General features: G+C 39.2%; 17 protein-coding genes, 1 tRNA gene, 2 pseudogenes, 1 riboswitch and 1 other annotated feature. Of the genes and pseudogenes, 17 read left to right on the top strand and 3 right to left on the bottom strand.

All coding sequences use genetic code 11. The features are described from left to right. The first annotated feature begins 96 nt into the window (after positions 1-96). Positions 97-1258, top strand: a pseudogene (locus tag GPA07_RS01050) (IS3 family transposase). Between the two features lie 65 nt (positions 1259-1323). On the opposite strand, the gene pdxR reads toward GPA07_RS01050, so the two are convergent. Beyond that, complete coding sequence (gene pdxR / locus GPA07_RS01045; protein WP_008360331.1) at positions 1324-2802, bottom strand: MocR-like pyridoxine biosynthesis transcription factor PdxR; 1479 nt, start codon at positions 2800-2802, stop codon at positions 1324-1326. A gap of 246 nt (positions 2803-3048) precedes the next feature. Here pdxR and pdxS point away from each other — a divergent pair, with 246 nt between their 5' ends. From pdxS to GPA07_RS00965, 16 genes and pseudogenes are all read left to right on the top strand, one after another. After that, positions 3049-3933, top strand: coding sequence for a pyridoxal 5'-phosphate synthase lyase subunit PdxS (gene pdxS, locus GPA07_RS01040; RefSeq protein WP_071168266.1), 885 nt, complete (start codon positions 3049-3051; stop codon positions 3931-3933). A 20-nt stretch (positions 3934-3953) separates the two neighbouring features. Next, the gene (pdxT, locus tag GPA07_RS01035; RefSeq protein ID WP_157293129.1) at positions 3954-4544 is read left to right on the top strand and encodes a pyridoxal 5'-phosphate synthase glutaminase subunit PdxT; all 591 of its coding nucleotides are present in this window, start codon (positions 3954-3956) and stop codon (positions 4542-4544) included. 53 nt (positions 4545-4597) lie between these two features. Beyond that, positions 4598-4814, top strand: a binding site (T-box leader). A 49-nt stretch (positions 4815-4863) separates the two neighbouring features. After that, entirely contained in the window at positions 4864-6138 is a 1275-nt protein-coding gene (serS, locus tag GPA07_RS01030) for a serine--tRNA ligase (protein ID WP_008360325.1), read from the top strand. Positions 6139-6734: 596 nt separating this feature from the next. Next, positions 6735-7070, top strand: a pseudogene (locus GPA07_RS19080) (methyl-accepting chemotaxis protein); the annotation flags it as partial. A 410-nt stretch (positions 7071-7480) separates the two neighbouring features. Continuing rightward, positions 7481-7565: riboswitch (cyclic di-GMP riboswitch) on the top strand. A gap of 113 nt (positions 7566-7678) precedes the next feature. Then, a complete protein-coding gene (folE, locus tag GPA07_RS01020; protein ID WP_071168263.1) occupies positions 7679-8248 on the top strand; it encodes a GTP cyclohydrolase I FolE in 570 nt (189 codons plus the stop codon). A 14-nt stretch (positions 8249-8262) separates the two neighbouring features. Beyond that, entirely contained in the window at positions 8263-9096 is an 834-nt protein-coding gene (locus tag GPA07_RS01015; RefSeq protein ID WP_157291880.1) for a 6-carboxytetrahydropterin synthase, read from the top strand. Next, complete coding sequence (locus GPA07_RS01010; RefSeq protein WP_071168261.1) at positions 9086-9787, top strand: SDR family oxidoreductase; 702 nt, start codon at positions 9086-9088, stop codon at positions 9785-9787. Before GPA07_RS01015 ends, GPA07_RS01010 begins: the two co-directional genes overlap by 11 nt. 12 nt (positions 9788-9799) lie before the next feature. Continuing rightward, positions 9800-10738, top strand: a complete 939-nt coding sequence (locus GPA07_RS01005; RefSeq protein WP_008360315.1) for an ATP-binding protein — start codon at positions 9800-9802, stop codon at positions 10736-10738. Positions 10739-10783: 45 nt separating this feature from the next. Further along, the gene (locus GPA07_RS01000) at positions 10784-11881 is read left to right on the top strand and encodes an alpha/beta hydrolase (RefSeq protein WP_157291879.1); all 1098 of its coding nucleotides are present in this window, start codon (positions 10784-10786) and stop codon (positions 11879-11881) included. Beyond that, the gene (locus GPA07_RS00995; RefSeq protein WP_008360312.1) at positions 11881-13446 is read left to right on the top strand and encodes a methyl-accepting chemotaxis protein; all 1566 of its coding nucleotides are present in this window, start codon (positions 11881-11883) and stop codon (positions 13444-13446) included. The genes GPA07_RS01000 and GPA07_RS00995 overlap by 1 nt, the downstream gene beginning before the upstream one ends. Positions 13447-13459: 13 nt before the next feature. Beyond that, positions 13460-13780, top strand: coding sequence for an STAS domain-containing protein (locus GPA07_RS00990; protein WP_008360310.1), 321 nt, complete (start codon positions 13460-13462; stop codon positions 13778-13780). A 6-nt stretch (positions 13781-13786) separates the two neighbouring features. Then, the gene (locus GPA07_RS00985) at positions 13787-14623 is read left to right on the top strand and encodes a PP2C family protein-serine/threonine phosphatase (protein WP_008360307.1); all 837 of its coding nucleotides are present in this window, start codon (positions 13787-13789) and stop codon (positions 14621-14623) included. Between the two features lie 14 nt (positions 14624-14637). Then, positions 14638-16728, top strand: a complete 2091-nt coding sequence (locus GPA07_RS00980; RefSeq protein ID WP_071168260.1) for a FapA family protein — start codon at positions 14638-14640, stop codon at positions 16726-16728. 22 nt (positions 16729-16750) lie between these two features. After that, on the top strand, positions 16751-17062 hold the full coding sequence (locus GPA07_RS00975) for an STAS domain-containing protein (protein ID WP_008360304.1): 312 nt from the start codon (positions 16751-16753) through the stop codon (positions 17060-17062). Between the two features lie 133 nt (positions 17063-17195). Continuing rightward, a protein-coding gene (locus tag GPA07_RS00970; RefSeq protein WP_145939420.1) for an IS3 family transposase occupies positions 17196-18349 on the top strand; the annotation gives its coding sequence in 2 pieces (ribosomal slippage) (positions 17196-17469 and positions 17469-18349; 1155 coding nt in all). A gap of 151 nt (positions 18350-18500) precedes the next feature. After that, positions 18501-18593 (top strand) — tRNA-Ser (locus GPA07_RS00965). 85 nt (positions 18594-18678) lie between these two features. On the opposite strand, the gene GPA07_RS00960 is transcribed toward GPA07_RS00965, so the two are convergent. Both GPA07_RS00960 and GPA07_RS00955 read right to left on the bottom strand, forming a co-directional pair. Then, positions 18679-19338 (bottom strand): deoxynucleoside kinase, encoded by a 660-nt coding sequence (locus tag GPA07_RS00960; protein WP_008360303.1) that lies wholly within the window; start codon positions 19336-19338, stop codon positions 18679-18681. After that, positions 19335-19958 (bottom strand): deoxynucleoside kinase, encoded by a 624-nt coding sequence (locus GPA07_RS00955; protein WP_008360301.1) that lies wholly within the window; start codon positions 19956-19958, stop codon positions 19335-19337. The genes GPA07_RS00960 and GPA07_RS00955 overlap by 4 nt, the downstream gene beginning before the upstream one ends. Positions 19959-20006: the final 48 nt, after the last annotated feature.

The raw sequence follows: 20006 nt of genomic DNA, 5'->3' as shown, positions 1-20006 counted from the left end.
CTCTCATGCATTAGACTAACCTAGTCAAATGGGACATAAAAAAACACCCTTCAAGTGGTACACTTAAACTAAGTGCTAATTTGGAGGGTATTTTTTATGAAAAAAAACAGATATTCAGCTGAAATAAAATGGGCGGTTGTAAAAGATAAATTAAGCGGACAGTTTACCAATCAACAAATTATGGATAAATATCATATAAAGAATGTATCTCAGATTAAAACATGGATGAAGTGGTATCGAGGAAATCAGCTACATCGATTCGATCAGCCAATTGGAAAACAATATAGCTTTGGGCATGGACCTGACAATGTATCCAAAGAGGAAAAAGTGAATAGGCAGATTGAACACCTTAAGATGGAGAATGACATTCTAAAAAAGTATTTGGAGATCGTAGAGGAGTTGAAAAGGGAGTAGCCTTGTGTTTGATCGAGGGATTACGGAAGAACTATACAGTAACGTCTGTCTTAAGTATTTTGCAGATCGCCAGATCGACCTATTATCGTTGGGTACCCGAAGGAATATGTAAAAAATCACAAGTGGAGAAGGCTGTTATTTCCTTATGCACCGAAACGTCGTTCCGGTACGGCCACCGTAAAATCCGAAAGCTGCTTCAGTGTCATATGATATCAAACGAAACCGAAATACTGTACAGCGCATCATGCAAAAATACCATCTTCAATGTCGTGTGAAGCGTAAAAGGAAATGGAAATCACAAGGGGAATCTGTCGTCATTGCCCCAAATATATTAAATCGAAACTTCACTGCAATACATCCGAATTTAAAATGGGTAACAGATATTACTTATATTCAGTATGGACCGAGAACGCTCTACCTCTCGACCATTATGGATTTGTACAACAACGAAGTTGTTGCCTATACCCTAGATGATCACCAACAGACATCACTCATATTGGACACATTGAGGGCAGCTTTAGAGAAAAGGAATTTGCCTAAAGGTGTACTTGTACATTCAGATCAAGGGAGTGTATACAGTTCGTATGCATATCAAAAGGAGCTGGGGGCAAGGAACCTCACAAGCAGTATGTCTAGGCGAGGTAACTGTTGGGATAACGCAGTGATTGAATCATTCCATTCTAGCTTAAAATCAGAGGAATTTATGTTTACTAAATTCAACTCTATATCAGAAAAAGATGTCAGGCAACGAGTCGACCGTTACATCAAATATGATAATGAAGAGCGTATCCAAGAAAAATTAGGCTACCACGCACCAAAAACATTTGGTAGCATGTCAGCCTAATAAGGGTGTTTTATTTGTGTCTCATTCTGCTATGTCAGTCTACATGGAGGGCAGTTTTTTTTATATTAAAAGAAAAGGGACTGTTTGTGGTTATGAGGTGTGGACAAGGCTTGCTGAAAAATACCACATAGCTTTTCCACCCCTTCAGTCAGTGCCTTTTCATTCACATATGAAAAGCTGAGGCGGATATAATTCTGTTTTGGTTCCCCAGGATAGCAGACAGAGCCTGGCAGGAAGGTAATTTGCTTCTTTCGTGCCTCATGTAACAATGCACGTGTATCGACCCAGGAAGGAAAGCTGAGCCACAAATTGAGCCCGCCCTGAGGAATTTGCCAAGTGACGTCCTTTGGCGCATGCTTCGTTAAAACATCCATCATTAAATCACGTCTGACCTTCAAGGCTGTTCTTAATTTTTTTGTATGATCAATCATTTTCTTCGATGTGAGAAACGGTAAAATGGCCTTCTGTGTGAGAAGTGGACTGCCTAAATCATTATTGGCCTTTGCAGCAAGTAAACGGTTAAATATAGAACCTGACGCTGTAATAATTCCAATTCTGCACCCTGGAGCCAATGTCTTACTTAAGCCTCTTAAATAAATGACATGTCCATCGTGATCCAGACTTTTAATAGGAGCCGGCGGCTTTTTCTCAAAATAAAGTTCACGGTAGGGATCATCTTCTACGATAAGACAATCGATGCTTTGTGCCAATAAGAGAAGCTGTTTTCTTCGTTTCATGGACATACTGGCGCCTGTTGGACTGTGAAAAGTAGGAATTGTATAGATGAGCTTCGGTTTATATTTATCACAAATGCTTTGCAGCTGCTTCATGTTCATTCCTTCATGATCTACAGGAACTGTAATGATTCTTGCCCCTCTGCCCATAAAGACGTCAATCGCGCCTGGATAGGTTGGTGCCTCCATGACGACGACATCGTCCGGTCCGATGAACGTCCGGGCTACTAAATCAAGCCCTTGCTGAGAACCACTCGTCACAAGAATATTGTCAGGAGTAGAAGGCACATCTAATTTTTCTAAAAAAGATTGAATGACCTGACGAAGCTGAAGATCACCTTGTATTTCCCCGTATTTCGACATAATTTGAGGATGGCGTGCCAGTACATGCTGCATTTCTTTTTCTAGATAACGGTTAGGTAAAAGACCAGGATCAATCATAGAGGAAGAAAGGTTAATGGCTTCTTCTACATAGTGATACTGAGCGAATTGAGACCTTGGTAAATAATCTGGAATCGACAATTGCCAATCGAAAGAAGTAGATGGTTGAACAGGGGTGTCTGTGTGCTCTTGCAGTTCATCTACAAATGTTCCTTTCCCTTGTACAGTCGTTAAATATCCGTCGTCCTTAAGCCGTGTATATGCCTTTGCTGCCGTGACAAGACTCACATTGAGCTGTTTTGCTAAATCACGTACAGTTGGCAGCTTATCTCCTTGCTGAAGAAGTCCAGATTGAATGTGATCAATAATGGAAAAGTAAATCTGATTTGAAAGAGATGTATCTGAGTGTCGATGGATATCAATATGCATGAGAATCCTCCAATGAGTGCAAAATTGTTATACATTGTGTTGGATTGTTATAGTTGCATTATAGCATGTAAATCACACTTAAAAGAGAAAATGATACCTTTATAGCTTTAAAACCTTGATATATAAAGGTTTATCCTTTTTTATCAGCTAATTGAATTGTTATACTATTCTCTTTATTGTTATACTACCTCGCTTGTATGATAAAGATGTTGAATCAATCGAATAGACAAATGGGAGGAAACAATTGTGAGCAATAAGGGAACTGAACGAGTAAAACGTGGAATGGCAGAAATGCAAAAGGGTGGCGTCATTATGGATGTCGTCAATGCTGAGCAGGCAAAAATCGCAGAAGAAGCAGGTGCAGTGGCAGTGATGGCGCTAGAACGAGTGCCAGCTGATATCCGTGCAGCAGGCGGTGTTGCCCGTATGGCAGACCCAAGAATCGTGGAAGAAGTGCAGAATGCAGTAACGATTCCAGTCATGGCAAAAGCACGTATCGGCCACATCGTGGAGGCTCGTGTTCTTGAAGCACTTGGTGTCGATTATATTGATGAAAGTGAAGTGCTAACGCCCGCAGATGAGGAATTCCATTTAAATAAGAAGGAATACACAGTACCTTTCGTATGTGGATGTCGTGATTTAGGCGAAGCAACCCGCCGTATTGCAGAAGGCGCATCCATGTTGCGTACAAAAGGTGAACCAGGAACAGGAAACATTGTAGAAGCTGTACGTCATTTGAGAAAGGTCAACGCTCAAATTCGAAAAGTAGCGGCGATGAGTGAAGATGAACTGATGACTGAAGCAAAGAATCTGGGAGCACCTTATGAATTATTGCTTCAGATTAAAAAAGACGGCAAGCTGCCAGTCGTGAACTTTGCAGCTGGAGGCGTTGCGACACCAGCTGATGCGGCGTTAATGATGCAGCTAGGGGCAGATGGTGTATTTGTCGGATCAGGAATTTTTAAATCAGAAAATCCTGCTAAATTCGCAAAAGCGATTGTAGAAGCAACGACTCATTTCACAGATTATCGTCTCATTGCAGAACTGTCTAAAGAGCTGGGAACAGCTATGAAAGGAATTGAAATTTCAAATCTACTGCCAGAAGAACGTATGCAAGAACGTGGCTGGTAAGTAAGGGAGCGCAAATGAACATGCTAACAATTGGTGTACTAGGGCTTCAAGGAGCGGTGAGAGAGCATATTCAATCGATTGAAGCTTGTGGCGCAGCGGGAAAGGTCATCAAACGAGTAGAGGAGCTAGAAACTGTTGACGGTCTGATTATCCCTGGTGGAGAAAGTACGACGATGAGAAGACTCATGGATACGTACCAATTTATTGAACCGATCAAAGCGTTCGCAGCTCAAGGGAAACCGATTTTTGGGACATGTGCTGGTTTGATTATGCTGGCAAAACATATAGAAGATCGAGAAGATGCTCATCTTGGACTGTTAAATGTATCTGTTGCTCGTAATTCGTTTGGCAGACAGGTAGACAGCTTTGAAGCAGATGTAGAAGTGAAAGGGCTGGATGCACCGTTTACAGGGGTGTTCATCCGTGCGCCTCATATTATCAGCGCAGATGACAGCGTAGAGATCATGGCTAAGTACGATGGCAGGATTGTAATGGCGAAAGAAAACAATATTTTAGGTTGCTCTTTTCATCCAGAGCTGACAGACGACCCCCGGTTAACAAAGCTGTTTGTTGAGATGGTGAAGTCCTACAAAACGAAGCAAGCTGTATAAAACGGTTGAAAAGAGATAAAACTTATAGTACATTAAAATCACAATCAAAGATCGAAAAAGCGTTGACGGGAAATAGTAAGAAGCCCCTCTTTCTCAGAGAGCCGATGGTTGGTGTGAATCGGTGAAAGATGCATTCTGAATCCATCCTTGAGCGAAATGCTGAAACACGAGAAGTAAGCATTTACGGTGATGCCGTTATAGAGGAAAGAGGAAAGCATGCTTTTGCATGTTTTCAATCAGGGTGGCAACGCGAGAGCTCTCGTCCCTTTCATGGGATGAGGGCTCTTTTTATTTTTCGATAAAAAAAGGAGTGTAACACATGCTGGATATTAAACAACTGCGCACGGACTTTGATCAAATCAAAGAAAAATTAGCACACCGAGGCGAAGATTTGGCGGATTTTGATAAATTTGGTGAGCTGGATCAAAAAAGAAGAGAATTAATCGGTAAAACAGAAGAATTGAAGAGCCGAAGAAATGAAGTATCACAGCAAGTGGCTGTTCTAAAAAGAGAAAAGAAAGACGCCGATCACATTATTCAAGAAATGCGCGAGGTAGGCGATGAGATTAAGAAGCTGGATGATGAATTAAGAACAGTAGAGGAAAGCCTGAAAACCATCCTGTTCTCCATTCCAAATATCCCTCATGACTCTGTACCAGTTGGTGAAACAGAAGACGACAACATTGAAGTGAGAAAATGGGGCGAACAGCCAGCATTTTCATTTGAGCCAAAGCCGCATTGGGACGTAGCAGATGAGCTAAATATTTTGGATTTTGAACGAGCAGGAAAAGTGACAGGAAGCCGCTTTGTTTTTTATAAAGGACTGGGCGCACGTTTAGAGCGTGCACTTTATAACTTTATGCTCGATTTACATGTGGATGAGTTTGGTTTTACTGAAGTACTTCCACCTTACATGGTCAACAGAGCAAGCATGACGGGGACTGGACAGCTTCCAAAATTTGAAGAGGATGCTTTTAAAATTCGGGAAGAAGATTATTTCCTCATTCCAACGGCTGAAGTGCCAATTACCAACATGCACCGTGACGAAATCCTTGAAGGGGATCAGCTACCAATCAATTATGCAGCATTCAGTGCTTGCTTTAGATCTGAAGCTGGATCTGCCGGCAGAGATACACGAGGACTCATTCGTCAGCATCAATTCAACAAAGTAGAGCTCGTGAAATTTGTCAGACCAGAAGAGTCTTATGAAGAATTAGAAAAACTAACAAATCAGGCAGAAAAAGTTCTTCAATTATTGAACCTGCCATACCGTGTCATGAGCATGTGTACGGGAGACTTAGGTTTCACAGCTGCGAAGAAATACGACATCGAAGTATGGATTCCGAGCCAAAATACGTATCGTGAAATTTCTTCTTGCAGTAATTTCGAAGCGTTCCAAGCAAGACGAGCAAATATTCGTTTCCGCCCAGAACCTAAAGCAAAGCCAGAACACGTCCACACATTAAATGGATCTGGTTTAGCGGTAGGAAGAACAGTGGCAGCCATTTTAGAAAACTACCAACAAGAGGATGGAACAGTGATTATTCCTGAAGTACTACGTCCTTATATGGGTAATAAAGATGTGATCAAATAAGATGCCGCCTTGGCATCTTATTCTTTTTACCTAAACTTCTACAGCTTTTATAAAATAAGCCGATAAAAAGACTAAAAGCTTCTAGGAAAGAAGGAATAATCTTGAATAGGCTTGACTATTATGTTGAAATGGCGCATTTACTCAGAAAAGTTCTAGATGACAGTATCCTTTTCTGCATCTCTGATACAGAAAAGGTGCTTTGTTATTACCCGTCGAGTACAGTAGATTTTGGCATTAAAGCAGGGGACCCATTGAACCCAGAAGACCAAAACGTGGCGACAACATTAAGTGGACAAGAATACGACGGTTATTTACCGGAGTCTTTATATGGCTATGAAATTGCTGTAAAAGGTTATCCTATTTTTGATGAAGATAAAAAGGTGATTGGTTCTTTTTTAGTGGCTTTTTCACATCATCGTGAAAAGCAATTAAGCGGCTATATGGAACATATCAATAAAGTAGCGAAAGAACTACAAGGTGGAATTGAGCAAATTGCTGCACATTCACAAGAGCTGGCTGCTACGAGCTTAGAAATAAGCGAGCAGGCTGGAAGAGCAGAAGAGAAATCGGCGAATATTGAAGAAGTCGTCAAAACCATTGGCGGGATCGCGAGACAGACAAACCTGCTAGGGCTCAATGCTGCAATTGAAGCGGCAAGAGCAGGTGAAAATGGAAAAGGCTTTGCTGTTGTTGCAGATGAGGTACGTAAGTTATCAGATGGATCGAAGGAAGCAGCTGAAACCATTAATACATTTTTAAAAGAAATCCAAGACAGCATAGGAACTTTGTCTGAAAACATCTCACAAATCAGCAGCTCAACAAACGAACAGGCCAAACAAGTGACAGACTTTACTAAGATTATCGAATCATTAAATGATTTTAAAGAAGAGATGAATCATTTTATTGAAGAAATTAGACAGGATACGAAATAGATCAATCATCACGTGAGAATCATTGCAACCTAATATAATGAGCATGAATATCTATGCCTTTTAAAAAAGATCGTCATTGAATTGACGATCTTTTTTTTGTGCTAAATGAAGGGAAAGATGAGATATGGAGAAAAATCTAGAATAAATATATGAAGTCAGTTTTGCATTTTTTTAAAAAAAAACTAAAAAAATCAATTTTTTCTTGATTATTTCTATAATTGATCGGATAATGGGATTATAGGCCTATTTTAAAAATAAGATTAAACAGGATTTTATACCTATTAATTGCTGTTTTTTGTCATAGTAGTTGAATTGATGATTTTAGTGCCAAGGGAGATAGAGCGATTGAATAAAAAGACGTGTTCTAACGTCTCTATAAAATTATAAATAAATATATTAGAGAAGAATACCTTCGATAATGGCAAACTTGTTGAAAGATAAGGACGCAAAGCTACGGGTCTAAGGCTGAAAAGCTACGATCGCCGGGTTACCGAAAAAGGATTGAGAAGTGAGAGGAATAGCATGACAAATTGCTACTCCTCTTCAGAGAGACTCGACAATCTTTTAGTCGGGTCTTTTTTGTGCGTAAAAAATAGGAGGAAAGTACTATGAATGATGATTTGAGAATGGGTCTATTGGAGGATCAGATTCGAAACATGCTGGAATTGCTCGGGGAAGATCCAACTCGAGAGGGTTTACGTGATACACCGAAGAGAGTAGCAAAAATGTATAAAGAAGTGTTTGAAGGGATCGGAGTAGATCCTGAAACGGCTTTAACAACAACATTTGAAGAAGAATATGAAGGTATGGTAGTTGTCAAAGACATCAATTATTACACATTTTGTGAGCATCATCTTATACCGTTCTTTGGAAAAGCACATATTGGCTATATTCCAAAAGGGAGAGTCGTAGGATTAAGCAAATTTGCAAGGCTGGTCGAATTGATTTCAAAGCGCCCGCAAGTTCAGGAGCGTATGACACAACAAATGGCGAATGCCATTATGAATGTCTTGCAGCCAGAAGGCGTTATCGTAAGTGTGGAAGGACAACATCTATGTATGTGCGCTAGGGGAGTGAAAAAACCAGGTAGTTCCACAGTCACAACTATTAAAAAAGGTTTATTCAAAGAACAACAATCTTTGGTTCATGAGTTTGAGCAGGCTTTGATAAGAGATTAAAAGGAGGGTATCACATGCTTTATTTATCTAGGAAGATGTATTTCTCATCACTTCATTCCTATAGGGTGAAAGAATGGAGTGATGAATATAATCAGCAAGTATTTGGCCCTTGCAGTAACCCAAACGGACACGGCCATGATTATACACTTGAAGTAATGGTCAAAGGGAAACTTAATAGACAATCCGGGATTGTCGTGAATATCACAGATATTGATAAGGTAGTTAAATCATTTGTAGCTGAAAATCTAGATGGGAAATTTCTGAACATGGAGAACGATTATTTTAAACATCACATTCCTACAACTGAAAATATCGCAACCTATCTTTGGGAATCTTTAGACGGGAAAATCGATCACTGTCAGATTCATAAAATTCGCCTTCATGAAAACAACTTTTTATATTCCGAAAAGGAGGATGGACAAATGGTCCGATTAACACGTAAATATCATTTCTGTACAGCACACCGTTTGCATAGTGAACAACTTAGCGAAGAGGAAAATCAGGAACTCTTCGGGAAGTGCAACAATCCATACGGTCACGGTCATAACTATTATTTAGAAGTCACTGTAAACGGGGAGCCTGATCCAGTGACAGGAATGATCGCAAATTTAAGTGACATCGACAGTGTCGTAGAGAAAGAGATCATGGAGAAATTTGATCATAAACATTTGAATTTAGATACGGAAGAATTTAAAGACCTGAATCCGACGTCTGAGAATGTAGCTGTCGTAATTTGGGATCTGTTATCTCCCCAACTGACTAATTTATTTAAGATTGGTCTTTATGAAACAGAAAAGAATTACTTTGAATATTGCGGCCCACAAGAGGATATGAAGTATGGCGCATGATGAACGATTAAAAGGTAAAACAATTTTAATCACAGGTGCCAGTAAAGGAATAGGACAGAAAACGGCTCTTCTCCTTGAAAATGAGGGAGCAAATCTTGTACTTGGAAGTCGTAATTATCAAGAAAAACGTAGACAAAACGTACTCGAACTACCGCTTGATGTAAGGGATGAACAGTCTGTTCAACAATTTGCAGCAAGGGCTATTCATGAATTTGGTTGTATTGATGTCCTGATTAACAGTGCAGGATTGGGTGTATTTGACAGTATTCTTGATACGTCCATTGAAGCATTTGATCAAATGATATCAACCAATTTACGAGGATCTTTTCTCATGTCCAAATGTATAGGAAAACATATGGTAGAAAGAAAAAATGGTCATATCATCAATCTTGTATCTGTAGCAGGTACAACGGCTCTTCCAAACTGTGGTGGATATTCCTCTTCTAAATTTGGTTTGCTTGGTTTAACGAAAGTGATGCAAGCTGAATGGAGGAAGCATGGTGTGCAGGTAACGGCCATCATTCCCGGCGCTGTCAGTAGTGATTTTTGGGAAAACATTGAACCAAAACCAGATCTCGATGCTATGATTCCGACTGAAACGGTGGCAGCTTATCTACTCGGCTTAATTGCTCAGCCTCCAGGTGCATACGTTGATGAAATCACGATTATGCCACCATTAGGCATTCTATAGGGAGGGAGCTTTATGAGGCGGCTGATAGATAAAGTGTTCAAAGATCACACGGTTGAAAGAGGATTTCAGTCTCTTCCCCTCGATCTTTCATATAAAGAGGTTGAGTATCGAACGAAGAGGGGGTTTCTCGCCAGAAAACTTTGTTACTACACAGGTACAAAGGTGGCAGATGGTGAGGATGTATTTTATAAATCTCTGGCGCGTTCTGTGTGTGATGAGGAAAGCGATGGACAAGAATACTTTCTTTTTATGAGCGAACAGATGCTGACATGGGCAAAAGAGAAAGATCACAATATACGAGAGAACATTTTAAGGATGAATGTTAAGGCCAATTTTCAAAATGCGATGTTAAAGGCCTATGAAATATTTAAAGAAGATTTGTTAGCACCTGAAAAAAGTGGACCCGCACCTCAGTCCTCCATGTGGGAAGAATGGAAAGTATACAGAGATGTCATCTTGGCTTCTACTCAAGGGAAATTTCTTCTGGCTTCAGAAGAGGACCTCGTAGGTTTTAAAAAAGGCAGGATATTTTGTGAAGGAGAAATCAAACAGCTTTCTGATATTCCGAACTGTCGCCATATGGCTCGGGATAGCCTTGAAGCCATGGGGTATAAAAATTCTACGACTATGGGATGGCTGCTTGTTCTCTCAGAAGCCATTACCAACACAATTAAGCACGGTGAAGAAGGAAAGATGACACTTATAGAGGATAAAGATCAAAATGAAATTCGGTTTATCATTGAAGATCGCGGACCCGGATTTTCACTAAAAGAACTACCTAAGATGACATTGCTTGCTGGTTATTCTACTAAGAAATCAATGGGACAAGGCTTTACATTAATGATGAAAATGTCAAAACAGGTTTCTTTGTATACGACATCTGAAGGCTCCACGATCATTCTATCTTTTAATAGAGAAGAATTTTCAGGGGATGTAAAGGTAGAGGGATAGAGCACACTGCCTATCCCTATCATATTTTAAAAGGAGTGAAGATGAATGATAAAGATGGATTCCGTTGTCATTTCAAAAACCATTCATCGAACATTGAAAACGGCAAGATTATTTGATGTTTTTTGGGAAAGATGGCTCGTGCATGGTTTAGATGAAAATGATCTGCAAGGGGCCAGATCCGATATCCATTCTTTAGAAGGATGGTATACGACATGGTCAAAGCTTGCAGAAGACAAAGAAAAAAGAGGAAGAGAATTGGAAGTGCTACAAAACTATAGGGAAGCGGAAAAGAATTATCGCCAAGCAGCACTTTATTACATTCTAAACTATTGGATCGATCCCTCTTACTCAGACGCTAAAATGGGTTGGTATCAAAAAAGTTTAGATTTTATGAGGAAAGCAGATTCTCTTTCAGATACAACAACAGTGTATCAGAAACTGTTATTAAAAAATCATATCATTTGTTCTGGCCGAATTAGGGTTCCGAAAAACCAAAAAGGGGTCATCATCATTGTAAACCCTATCGATTCAACGAAGGAAGAGCTTTATTTGTATGAAAAGGATTTCTTGCAAAAGGGGTTTATCACTATGAGTTTTGATGGCCCTGGTCAGGGAGAGACGTTTATGGTGAATGGTGTAATCGGAACAAGAGCCAGATGGGAGAATTTTATTCATCAAGTGATCGATCATGCTAAGAAAACCTATCCTCATCTGCCTATCTATTTATTTGGAACAAGCCTAGCAGCATCATGGGTGCTATACGGGAGCTCTAATAAAAATGTAGATAAAGTTGTAGCTGTTAGTCCAGCAGTAGAACTAGAGCGGATGAATATGCCTAGTTATTTCATGAAACGTATGGAATGTTCATGCATAGTAGATGACAACGACGAAGAGGAAACAGAAAGATCGATTCCAAAATTCGATGACATCAAGTATAGAGCACCTGTACTTGTTTTTTACGGAAGTCAGGATATGATGATCACCAAAAATGAGTTTAGCAGACTTTATGAAAATATTTCGTCTGAAAAATGGTTGGTTGAATATAAAGAAGAAGGACATGTATGCAATCACAAGCTAAAAGAAATAAGAGACATTGCCTGTAGCTGGTTTTCAGGAGAATTCAACATGAAAGAGGAGCAATGATGAAAGGTAAAAAGATCACCTTAAGGAAACAATTCCTAATAAAAGTGCTTTCCATTTTGTTTATCATCGCCATCATATCTGGACTAGCACAACTTTACTATATGAAAGAGCAAATCGTTAAACAGTCACATATTCAGGCGACAGCAGTAGCAAATACAATGATAAGAGGGTTAGAACAAACGGACTTGGCAACATCTACAATTGAAAACCAGATTGATTCAAAGTTGGTTTCTTATGCGAGTCATATCGGTACTCTTTTAAAGGGGAAAAAGGCAAAAGAAATCAAACAAGATGAATTAAATCGAATCAAAAAAAAGCTCGGATTAGCTGGAATTTCAATTTTAAAAGAGACACCAGACGATTTTGTTGCCATTCAATCGACCCAGAAAGCAGAGATTGGCTTTAGTTTTAAAGAATATGGGTACTTCGAAGTTGGAAAGCTCTTGATGAGCGGTAAATTACCTGAAGTACCGGGAGCTACGTATACCAATCCATATACACTTGTATTGCCAATTGCCAAATCAGCTTCTCACACTGATCAATCAAAGTTTTTCAAATATGCATACTACTATGAAGAGGGAACTGATTTTATTATTAACCCGTTTATAGAAGCGAATGAAGTCAATCACTACATGGAGAATGTGGGACCTGACACAGAAATCAAGAAATTGGTGAAAGACAGTGAATTTGTTGAAGAAATTGGCGTCTTGAATCCAAAAGTAATTGCTAACCCTTCTCTTGAAAAGCAAATATATCCTCCATTAAAAAAAATCGAAGCTGGAAATTTTAAATTTGCCACAGAGAAAGATACGCAAATGCTGACACAATCCAATTTGAAAACGCAAACTTTAATTGAGACTGTGAAAGATAAAAAATTGTATAAAATGTTTATCCCTTTGAATGAAAATCGTGTTATTTATATTGCACTCGACTATAACAAAATGAGTGGACCTCTTTACCGTTATTCAATCATTCTCATTATTTCCGGTCTTGCATCACTTGTCGTGCTCTTCCTTTTAACAGCTAGATTTTTTAACCGAATATATGAAAATATTCAAAAGATTGAAAAGCAGATTGCCTCACTTAAAGAAGGGGATTTGACGGTGAAAAGTGAGATCAAAGACGGCAGTGAACTAGAGGTTTTATCTAAAAGCACGAATCGGATGGTAGATAAACTTAATAAACTGATCACTGACACCCGAGAACAAGCTAACAAGACTCAACGACTATCTGTGATGCTTGAATCGGAAGCGTCTAATTCTGTAGAAAAAATGTATACATTATCGACGGAATCAACGATTAAGTCCAGAGAACAGCTAAATGAAATCATGAATTTCCTTGATGAAATAGGAACTTTTATGAAAAATGCACCTCAACAAGGAAATGTAAAAGAGATACTAGATAAAGTGGATGAGCTTAAGAAAATCGCAAAAGATAAAACGGCAGCTACAACAGATATGACAATTACACTTTCTGACCTTATTCAATCGCTGCATGAACAGGCGAGTGAGTTATCAGATATTTCTAGGTCACTACTTGATTATATGGGCAAATTTAAATTATAAGGAGGAGATACTGGTGACCGGATTACAAATTAAAAAAGAAGTGCATGAATCGACGACTACTTTGTATTTACACGGTATATTGGACATCTCTACGACAGGTTCGATTGACCCTTTCTTAGAGGATATGACAATGGTTAAACTGCTAGTGATTGATTTCAGTGGGCTAGATTTCATTGATTCTACTGGAATAGGTTCAATCATGAATGCGATATATCTATCACAAGAAAAAGATTTTACTTTGCGGCTACAAGGTGTTGATGAACTCACACATCAAGTGTTTGAAATGGTCGGGCTGTATCAGATTCTAGAAGCCCTCAACGGGGAGGTTGTTTAGTCGTATATGAATAAACTAAAAAGCTCCCATAAGAAAAAAGAGCAAGATGCTGAAGATCGAACGCTCCAGCGTGAAATAAATATGGCGCGAAACATTCAATCGACTCTCCTCAATGGGGAGGTTCCTTCTTTCGCAGGAGGAAAAGTAGTTGGTTCAACGGTACCTGCACGGCTAATAGGCGGTGATTATTATGATTTTTATCCGCTATTGAATGGGAAAATAAGAATTGTGATTGGAGATGTGATGGGAAAAGGCATTCCCGCAGCAATGCTCATGATTCTAACTCGTGGTGCTTTTCGAAGTGCTGCCGAAAGAACTCAAGGACCAGGTGATAACCTTACGGCGATGAATCAGGCAATTTATAAGGATTTACGTGCTCTAAAGTCATTTGTTACGTTATTTTGTGCAGATTGGAATCCGAATACGAGAATACTGACGTATGCGAATGCCGGTCATAATATTCCGTTGTGGATAAGTGCTAAAACAAAAAAGGTCTCTGAACTTCCGAGAACAAAAGGAATAATGGTTGGAGGCCTTCCGAATCAAGTGTACCAAGAAGAATCTATAAAACTTGGTGACCACGATACGATCTTTTTTTATACAGATGGAATTGTAGAAGCCCAAAATGGTAGCAGTGAGCAGTATCAGATCGAACGATTGATTGAAACGTTAACTGAGAATCAGAAAAAGCCTGTGAGTGAGATAGAGAAATGCGTGATGAATTCAATTCATCAATTTACTAATGGTACGCAGCAGAAAGATGATATCACAATGGTCATTTTAAAAGTTGAAAGAGAACAATCAGACAATCCCAGTCTGAATGCATCTAAATGTAGGAAATAAACGGGGGTGATTTTGTGCAAAACATCATATCAAAAGGGAAAAATATAAAGGAAGCCATCTCGATTGGGCTCGAACTAATGGATGCGACAAAACAAGAAGTGAATATTGAAATACTTCAGCAAGAGACCAAGGGGTTCATGGGCATTTTAGGAAAACAAGCTGTTGTCAAATTGACACGGATGACCGCAAAAACCCCGAAACCTGAACTGAATGTGTTGGATGAGTTTGAAAAAATGATTGAAAATGAACAGTCTCCGTTACCGGAATTTGAAAAGGGAATTGAGGAGGAATCATCTCCATTATCTGAGCTTGAGATATATAGAAAGAGAAAACTTCAAATGGAGGAATTATCAGGAAAAGTATGGGTGGAAGAAGGTCAACTTAAATGCAAATCTTCCCCTAACAATTTTCCAATGGTTACCATTGGAGAAGGTATTCAATTATTTAAAGATAATCAACTTGTAAAAGACAAAACACTCATTGTTTCAGAAGCGAACAACTATGCTGTGAAAGTGGAAGATGAAGCAAGAGAAACCCGCTGGTCCATCAAGATGGATGCTAGTAAATTAATAGTAGAATTGAAGATAGATCCTGGATATACGCTTAGAAGATCAATTAAAGATACTGCGCCCGAACAACATATTGATCTTAAGGTAGAAGAAAAGAAAGAGATTGTCAACACTCTACAATATGCTGATATTATGAAGAAGCTTGAAGAACTACGAGTGATCCATGGTTTTTATCAAGATGAAATCATCAAAGCAACTCAGACCAATACTGAAGGAACGTTTCTCATTGCTGAAGGGATTAAAGCACAGCCAGGAAAAGATGGTTGGGTTGAGTTAAAAGTGAATGTAGACGATATAGATGAAGGACCTAAGGAGACAACAGGTGGTCGAGTAGATTTTCGTGAAACCAAGACGCTTTCAAGTGTGGAACGAGGACAGGTGGTGGCAATCATCCATCCTCCTGAACCTGGAAAAATGGGTTATACCGTTACCAATGAGCCGCTTCCGGCAAAACAGACACATCCAATTACCGTGCGTGCGGGTAATGGTATAAACGTGGTAGATGACAAAATAGTCGCGACTTTATCTGGACGTCCTCTGTTAGAAAAACGGGGTAAATTGGTTCGAGTAGCTATTCTTCCAAAACTGATTCATAAAGGGAATGTCGATTTGGCATCAGGGAATATTCGGTTTAAAGGAGACGTTGAAATTTTTGGTGAAGTGGATGAACGGATGGTTGTGAAAGCAGAAGGGGACGTAACGGTTCATAAGACCATTACAAACGCTACAATCACTTCCGCTGGAGCGATCGTCACTTATAGTAACATCATTAGTTCCGAAGTTTCAGCGGGCAAAAACAATCTTTTAGTAGTTGAGCTAGGCGATTTGCTAGGAATTCTTTATCGAGATACAGAACAGATTATTTCTGTCATCAAGCAGCTAACCTTATCACCAGGATTCAAATCAAGTGATTTCGCAAGAGGTGGATTGCAGCCATTGATTCGTATACTGCTCGAAAAGAAGTTTAAGAATTTTCAGTTGAGAGCTAAAAATTATGTCGAGATGGTACGCCAAAATGAAAATGACCTGTTCGATGATGACTGGAAAGAGGTATCTTTGGCGATGACGCAGTTATTTCTGTCAATCACCAAAGAAGTGATATCTATAGATAGAATAAAAGATTTAACATTAAAAATGAAAGAACTCTACGAACAAAGTCAGGACACAGTAGATTCTAACACGTATATTGCGATTCCTAATGTTTTAAACAGCCAATTATATTGTAGCGGCAATATCATGGTACATGGACAAGGAACGGTGAACTCCAAAATTCATTCAGGAGGCAAATTAATGATCAGCGGTAATATTCGTGGAGGGGAGGCCTATGGAAGATTGGGAGTAGAAGTGAATGAAGTCGGTGCAGAAAGTGGAAGACCAACTCTTATTTCTGTTCCAGACGATCAAACAATCATCATCAAAAAGGCCATGGAAGGCACCGTCATTCAACTTGGAACCATGAAACACATTTTTAATCAAACAACTGACAACGTTTGTGCTCGACTGGATAGAGATGGAAAGCTCGTACTACATTATTAATTAGTTCTTGGAGGAATGCGTCATGATTATATATTCAACAGAAGAAAAAAATGGGGATCTTGAAGTCAAAATTCAGGGGGATCTTGACATTGATAGTACCGAAATTTTTGATGAGCAACTTCTCCCGCTTTTAGAAACTTATCAAACAGTTAACTTAAACTTCGAGCAAGTACCTTTTGTTGACTCATCTGGTATTGGACTTTTAATGAATACAGTCCAATCACTTGGAGAAAAAGGGACAAAAGTTACCATTTCTCATGTTCAGAAAGAAGTGAAAGATATCTTCGAACTTCTGCAAATTCCAGATATTTTTGGTGAAGGTGTCGTTTTATAATGTATTTATATTTACAGAATATAAAAAGCAGCCTCTAGGGGACTGACCCCATCAGATGAGACAAATAAAAAACACCTTCAAGTTTGAAAATGGATCGTTGTGATCCGAAATAAAACATGGAGGTGTTTTTTCTATGGGGACAAGAGTGAGTTATCCGGTTGAAGTCAAACAGAAGGCTGTAGAAATGAGATTGGCAGGCGTACCTATGAAAGAGATTATGCAAAAATTGAATATCAAGAATAAGACGCAGGTTCAGACATGGGTGAGGTGGCATAAGGCTGGGGATACACACCGGTTTGAACAGCCTGTTGGAAAACAATATACCTATGGAAAGGGTCCTGAGTACTCTTCCGAATTAGAGAGACTTCAGGCAGAAAATCGCTATTTGAGTCAACAGAATGAAGTTTTAAAAAAGTACAACGAATTGGAAAGGAAGTTGATAAGGAAACGTCAATCAAACTGGTAGAAGAATTGTGCGAAACGATGACGATACAGGACATCTGTTTCCATTTAGGTATCTCACGCACTTCGTACTATAGATGGAAAAAGGATCTGACTCAGAATCACTCTAAAAGACAACTAGAGAAACAGGTCGGCACGTTGTGCCGAGAGCACAAGTATCGATATGGTTATCGAAAAATCACCGCCATACTAAAAATGAGCATGCGTATTAACCATAAAACTGTTCAACGTATCATGCAGAAAAACCAGTGGCAGTGCCGAGTTAAAATGAAAAAGCGTAAGAAGAATGGACAGCCCTATGCCGTGGCTGGTAATATACTGGATCGGAACTTTCAGTCTGATCGCCCTCTTGAAAAACTAGTAACGGACATCACGTATTTGCCTTATGGACAGAAACAATTGTACCTTTCCAGTATATTGGATTTATATAATGGAGAAGTGATTGCTTTTAATATTGGTGATAAGCAGGACACAGACTTTATCTTAAACACACTTAATCAGCTCCCATCACTGCCTGAGAACTGCGTGTTACATAGCGACCAAGGTTCTGTGTATACATCTTACGAGTATCAGAAAGCTGTTCATAAGAAAGGCATTACCATGAGCATGTCCCGTAAAGGGACGCCCGCTGATAATGCCTCCATCGAATCGTTTCATTCCTCACTAAAGTCTGAAACGTTCTATCTTAACAGGATTGATCGAACTACGAACACCATCGTAGAACGCACTGTCAAAGAATACATTTATTATTATAACAACATTCGTATTCAAACGAAACTAAACAACCAATCACCGATAAACTATCGGCAACTGGCTGTTTCGTAAAGGTGTTTTGATCCCTGTCTCAAAAACGGGGGTCAGTCCCTAGTGGGTTGTTTTTTTATGATATTGATCAAGTCAGGATAACCTTTTAATTTTTTTTGAAAAGATGTTGACTTCAAATAAGATGATATGATATATTAACTCTTGTCGATACGGAGGAATACCCAAGTCCGGCTGAAGGGATCGGTCTTGAAAACCGACAGGGGTGTCAAAGCCCGCGGGGGTTCGAATCCCTCTTCCTCCGCCATATTGATTTTACCTTAGTTGAATTGAAACGCAAGCATAAAAATTGGAAATTGTCAAACCGCTGCATTCGAAATGCAGCGGTTTTTTTATTTTGTTTTAGAACGATTTTTTTGAATAACAGAAGCAATTTCGTGAAGAATGGGATCAAGTGAGCTTTCATCATGAAATAAGTCATAATCTTCGATATTAATTTTAATCACTGGGCACAGATCAAATTGTTCAATCCATTCTGTATATCGAGTGTACATTTCTTCCCAATATGCTCGATCGGTTTGAGTTTCCATTTCTCTTCCGCGCTCTTCGATACGATGCAATATATGATCTAAATCCCCATGCAAATAAATAAGGACGTCAGGATGAGGGAAATAAGGCGTCATCACCATTGCCTCAAATAGACTCGTATACGTTTCATAATCTACCTCTGACATTGTGCCTTTGTCAGCATGCATTTTAGCAAAAATGCCAGTGTCCTCATAGATGGACCGATCTTGTACATATCCTCCACCCGACTCAAAGATTCTCTTCTGCTCCTTAAAGCGTTCAGCTAGGAAATAGACCTGTAAATGAAAACTCCATCGTTGGAAATCTGAGTAGAAAGGCTCTAAGTATGGATTATCATCTACTTTCTCAAGAGAGGTTTGAAATCCTAGCTTGTCCGCTATTGTTTTCGTCATGGTTGATTTTCCGACACCGACTGTCCCGGCAATTGTAATGACCGCATCTTTTGGAATTTCGATATTTTTCATAGCACTTGCTCCTTTATGTTCTGTAAAATTTGCTGGTAATCTTGCTGTGAGGAAACGAAGTCTGTATGATCTCCTTCAATTGTAATGATAGGAAGCTCTGGCTCAGTTTGTTTTAAATGTTCAATGGCCAGCTCATAATCTTCAATCAGGGTCTTTAAATACGCTGGGTCAATGTCTTCTTCAAAAGAGCGTCCTCTCATCTTTATTCTATTCAGTAAGGTGGGAAGGCTGGCTTTTATATAGATCATGGCATTGGGTTTAGGAAGATCATCTGTTAGCAAGTGATAGATCTTTCTGTATTTATCCATGTGTTTTTTTGATAAGGTTCTTTCTGCAAATATCATATTTTTATAGACATGATAATCAGTGACGATCGGCTGCTGTTTTTTCACATAGTTTTCTTCTATAGATTCTAACTGTTTAAACCGATTGCATAGAAAGAACATCTCAAGCTGAAAGCTCCATTGCTCCATATCTTCATAAAATTTATCTAAGAATGGATTTTCTTCTACAATCTCTTTCACTAAAGGGAATTGAAATTCCTTCGAAAGCATTGTAGCCAAAGTTGTTTTTCCGGCTCCGATTGGGCCTTCCACTGCAATAAAAGGGGCAGGATACATAGGCGTTCTCCTCTATCTGTAAAGTTGTCAAACCAATGTATATTGTAC

The sequence above is a fragment of the Bacillus sp. ms-22 genome (assembly GCF_009759805.1).
Taxonomy (GTDB): Bacteria; Bacillota; Bacilli; order Bacillales; family Bacillaceae; genus Bacillus; species Bacillus xiamenensis.
Note: the sequence above shows the minus strand (reverse complement) of the source record. Positions and strands in the feature narration are given on the sequence as shown.

Bases quoted from the DNA above. Each gene is read 5' to 3' on its own strand.
- pdxR (WP_008360331.1), bottom strand. From the start codon at position 2,802: ATGCATATTGATATCCATCGACACTCAGATACATCTCTTTCAAATCAG.
- pdxT (WP_157293129.1), top strand. From the start codon at position 3,954: ATGCTAACAATTGGTGTACTAGGGCTTCAAGGAGCGGTGAGAGAGCAT.
- serS (WP_008360325.1), top strand. From the start codon at position 4,864: ATGCTGGATATTAAACAACTGCGCACGGACTTTGATCAAATCAAAGAA.
- folE (WP_071168263.1), top strand. From the start codon at position 7,679: ATGAATGATGATTTGAGAATGGGTCTATTGGAGGATCAGATTCGAAAC.
- GPA07_RS01015 (WP_157291880.1), top strand. From the start codon at position 8,263: ATGCTTTATTTATCTAGGAAGATGTATTTCTCATCACTTCATTCCTAT.
- GPA07_RS01010 (WP_071168261.1), top strand. From the start codon at position 9,086: ATGGCGCATGATGAACGATTAAAAGGTAAAACAATTTTAATCACAGGT.
- GPA07_RS01005 (WP_008360315.1), top strand. From the start codon at position 9,800: ATGAGGCGGCTGATAGATAAAGTGTTCAAAGATCACACGGTTGAAAGA.
- GPA07_RS01000 (WP_157291879.1), top strand. From the start codon at position 10,784: ATGATAAAGATGGATTCCGTTGTCATTTCAAAAACCATTCATCGAACA.
- GPA07_RS00995 (WP_008360312.1), top strand. From the start codon at position 11,881: ATGAAAGGTAAAAAGATCACCTTAAGGAAACAATTCCTAATAAAAGTG.
- GPA07_RS00985 (WP_008360307.1), top strand. From the start codon at position 13,787: ATGAATAAACTAAAAAGCTCCCATAAGAAAAAAGAGCAAGATGCTGAA.
- GPA07_RS00975 (WP_008360304.1), top strand. From the start codon at position 16,751: ATGATTATATATTCAACAGAAGAAAAAAATGGGGATCTTGAAGTCAAA.
- GPA07_RS00960 (WP_008360303.1), bottom strand. From the start codon at position 19,338: ATGAAAAATATCGAAATTCCAAAAGATGCGGTCATTACAATTGCCGGG.
- GPA07_RS00955 (WP_008360301.1), bottom strand. From the start codon at position 19,958: ATGTATCCTGCCCCTTTTATTGCAGTGGAAGGCCCAATCGGAGCCGGA.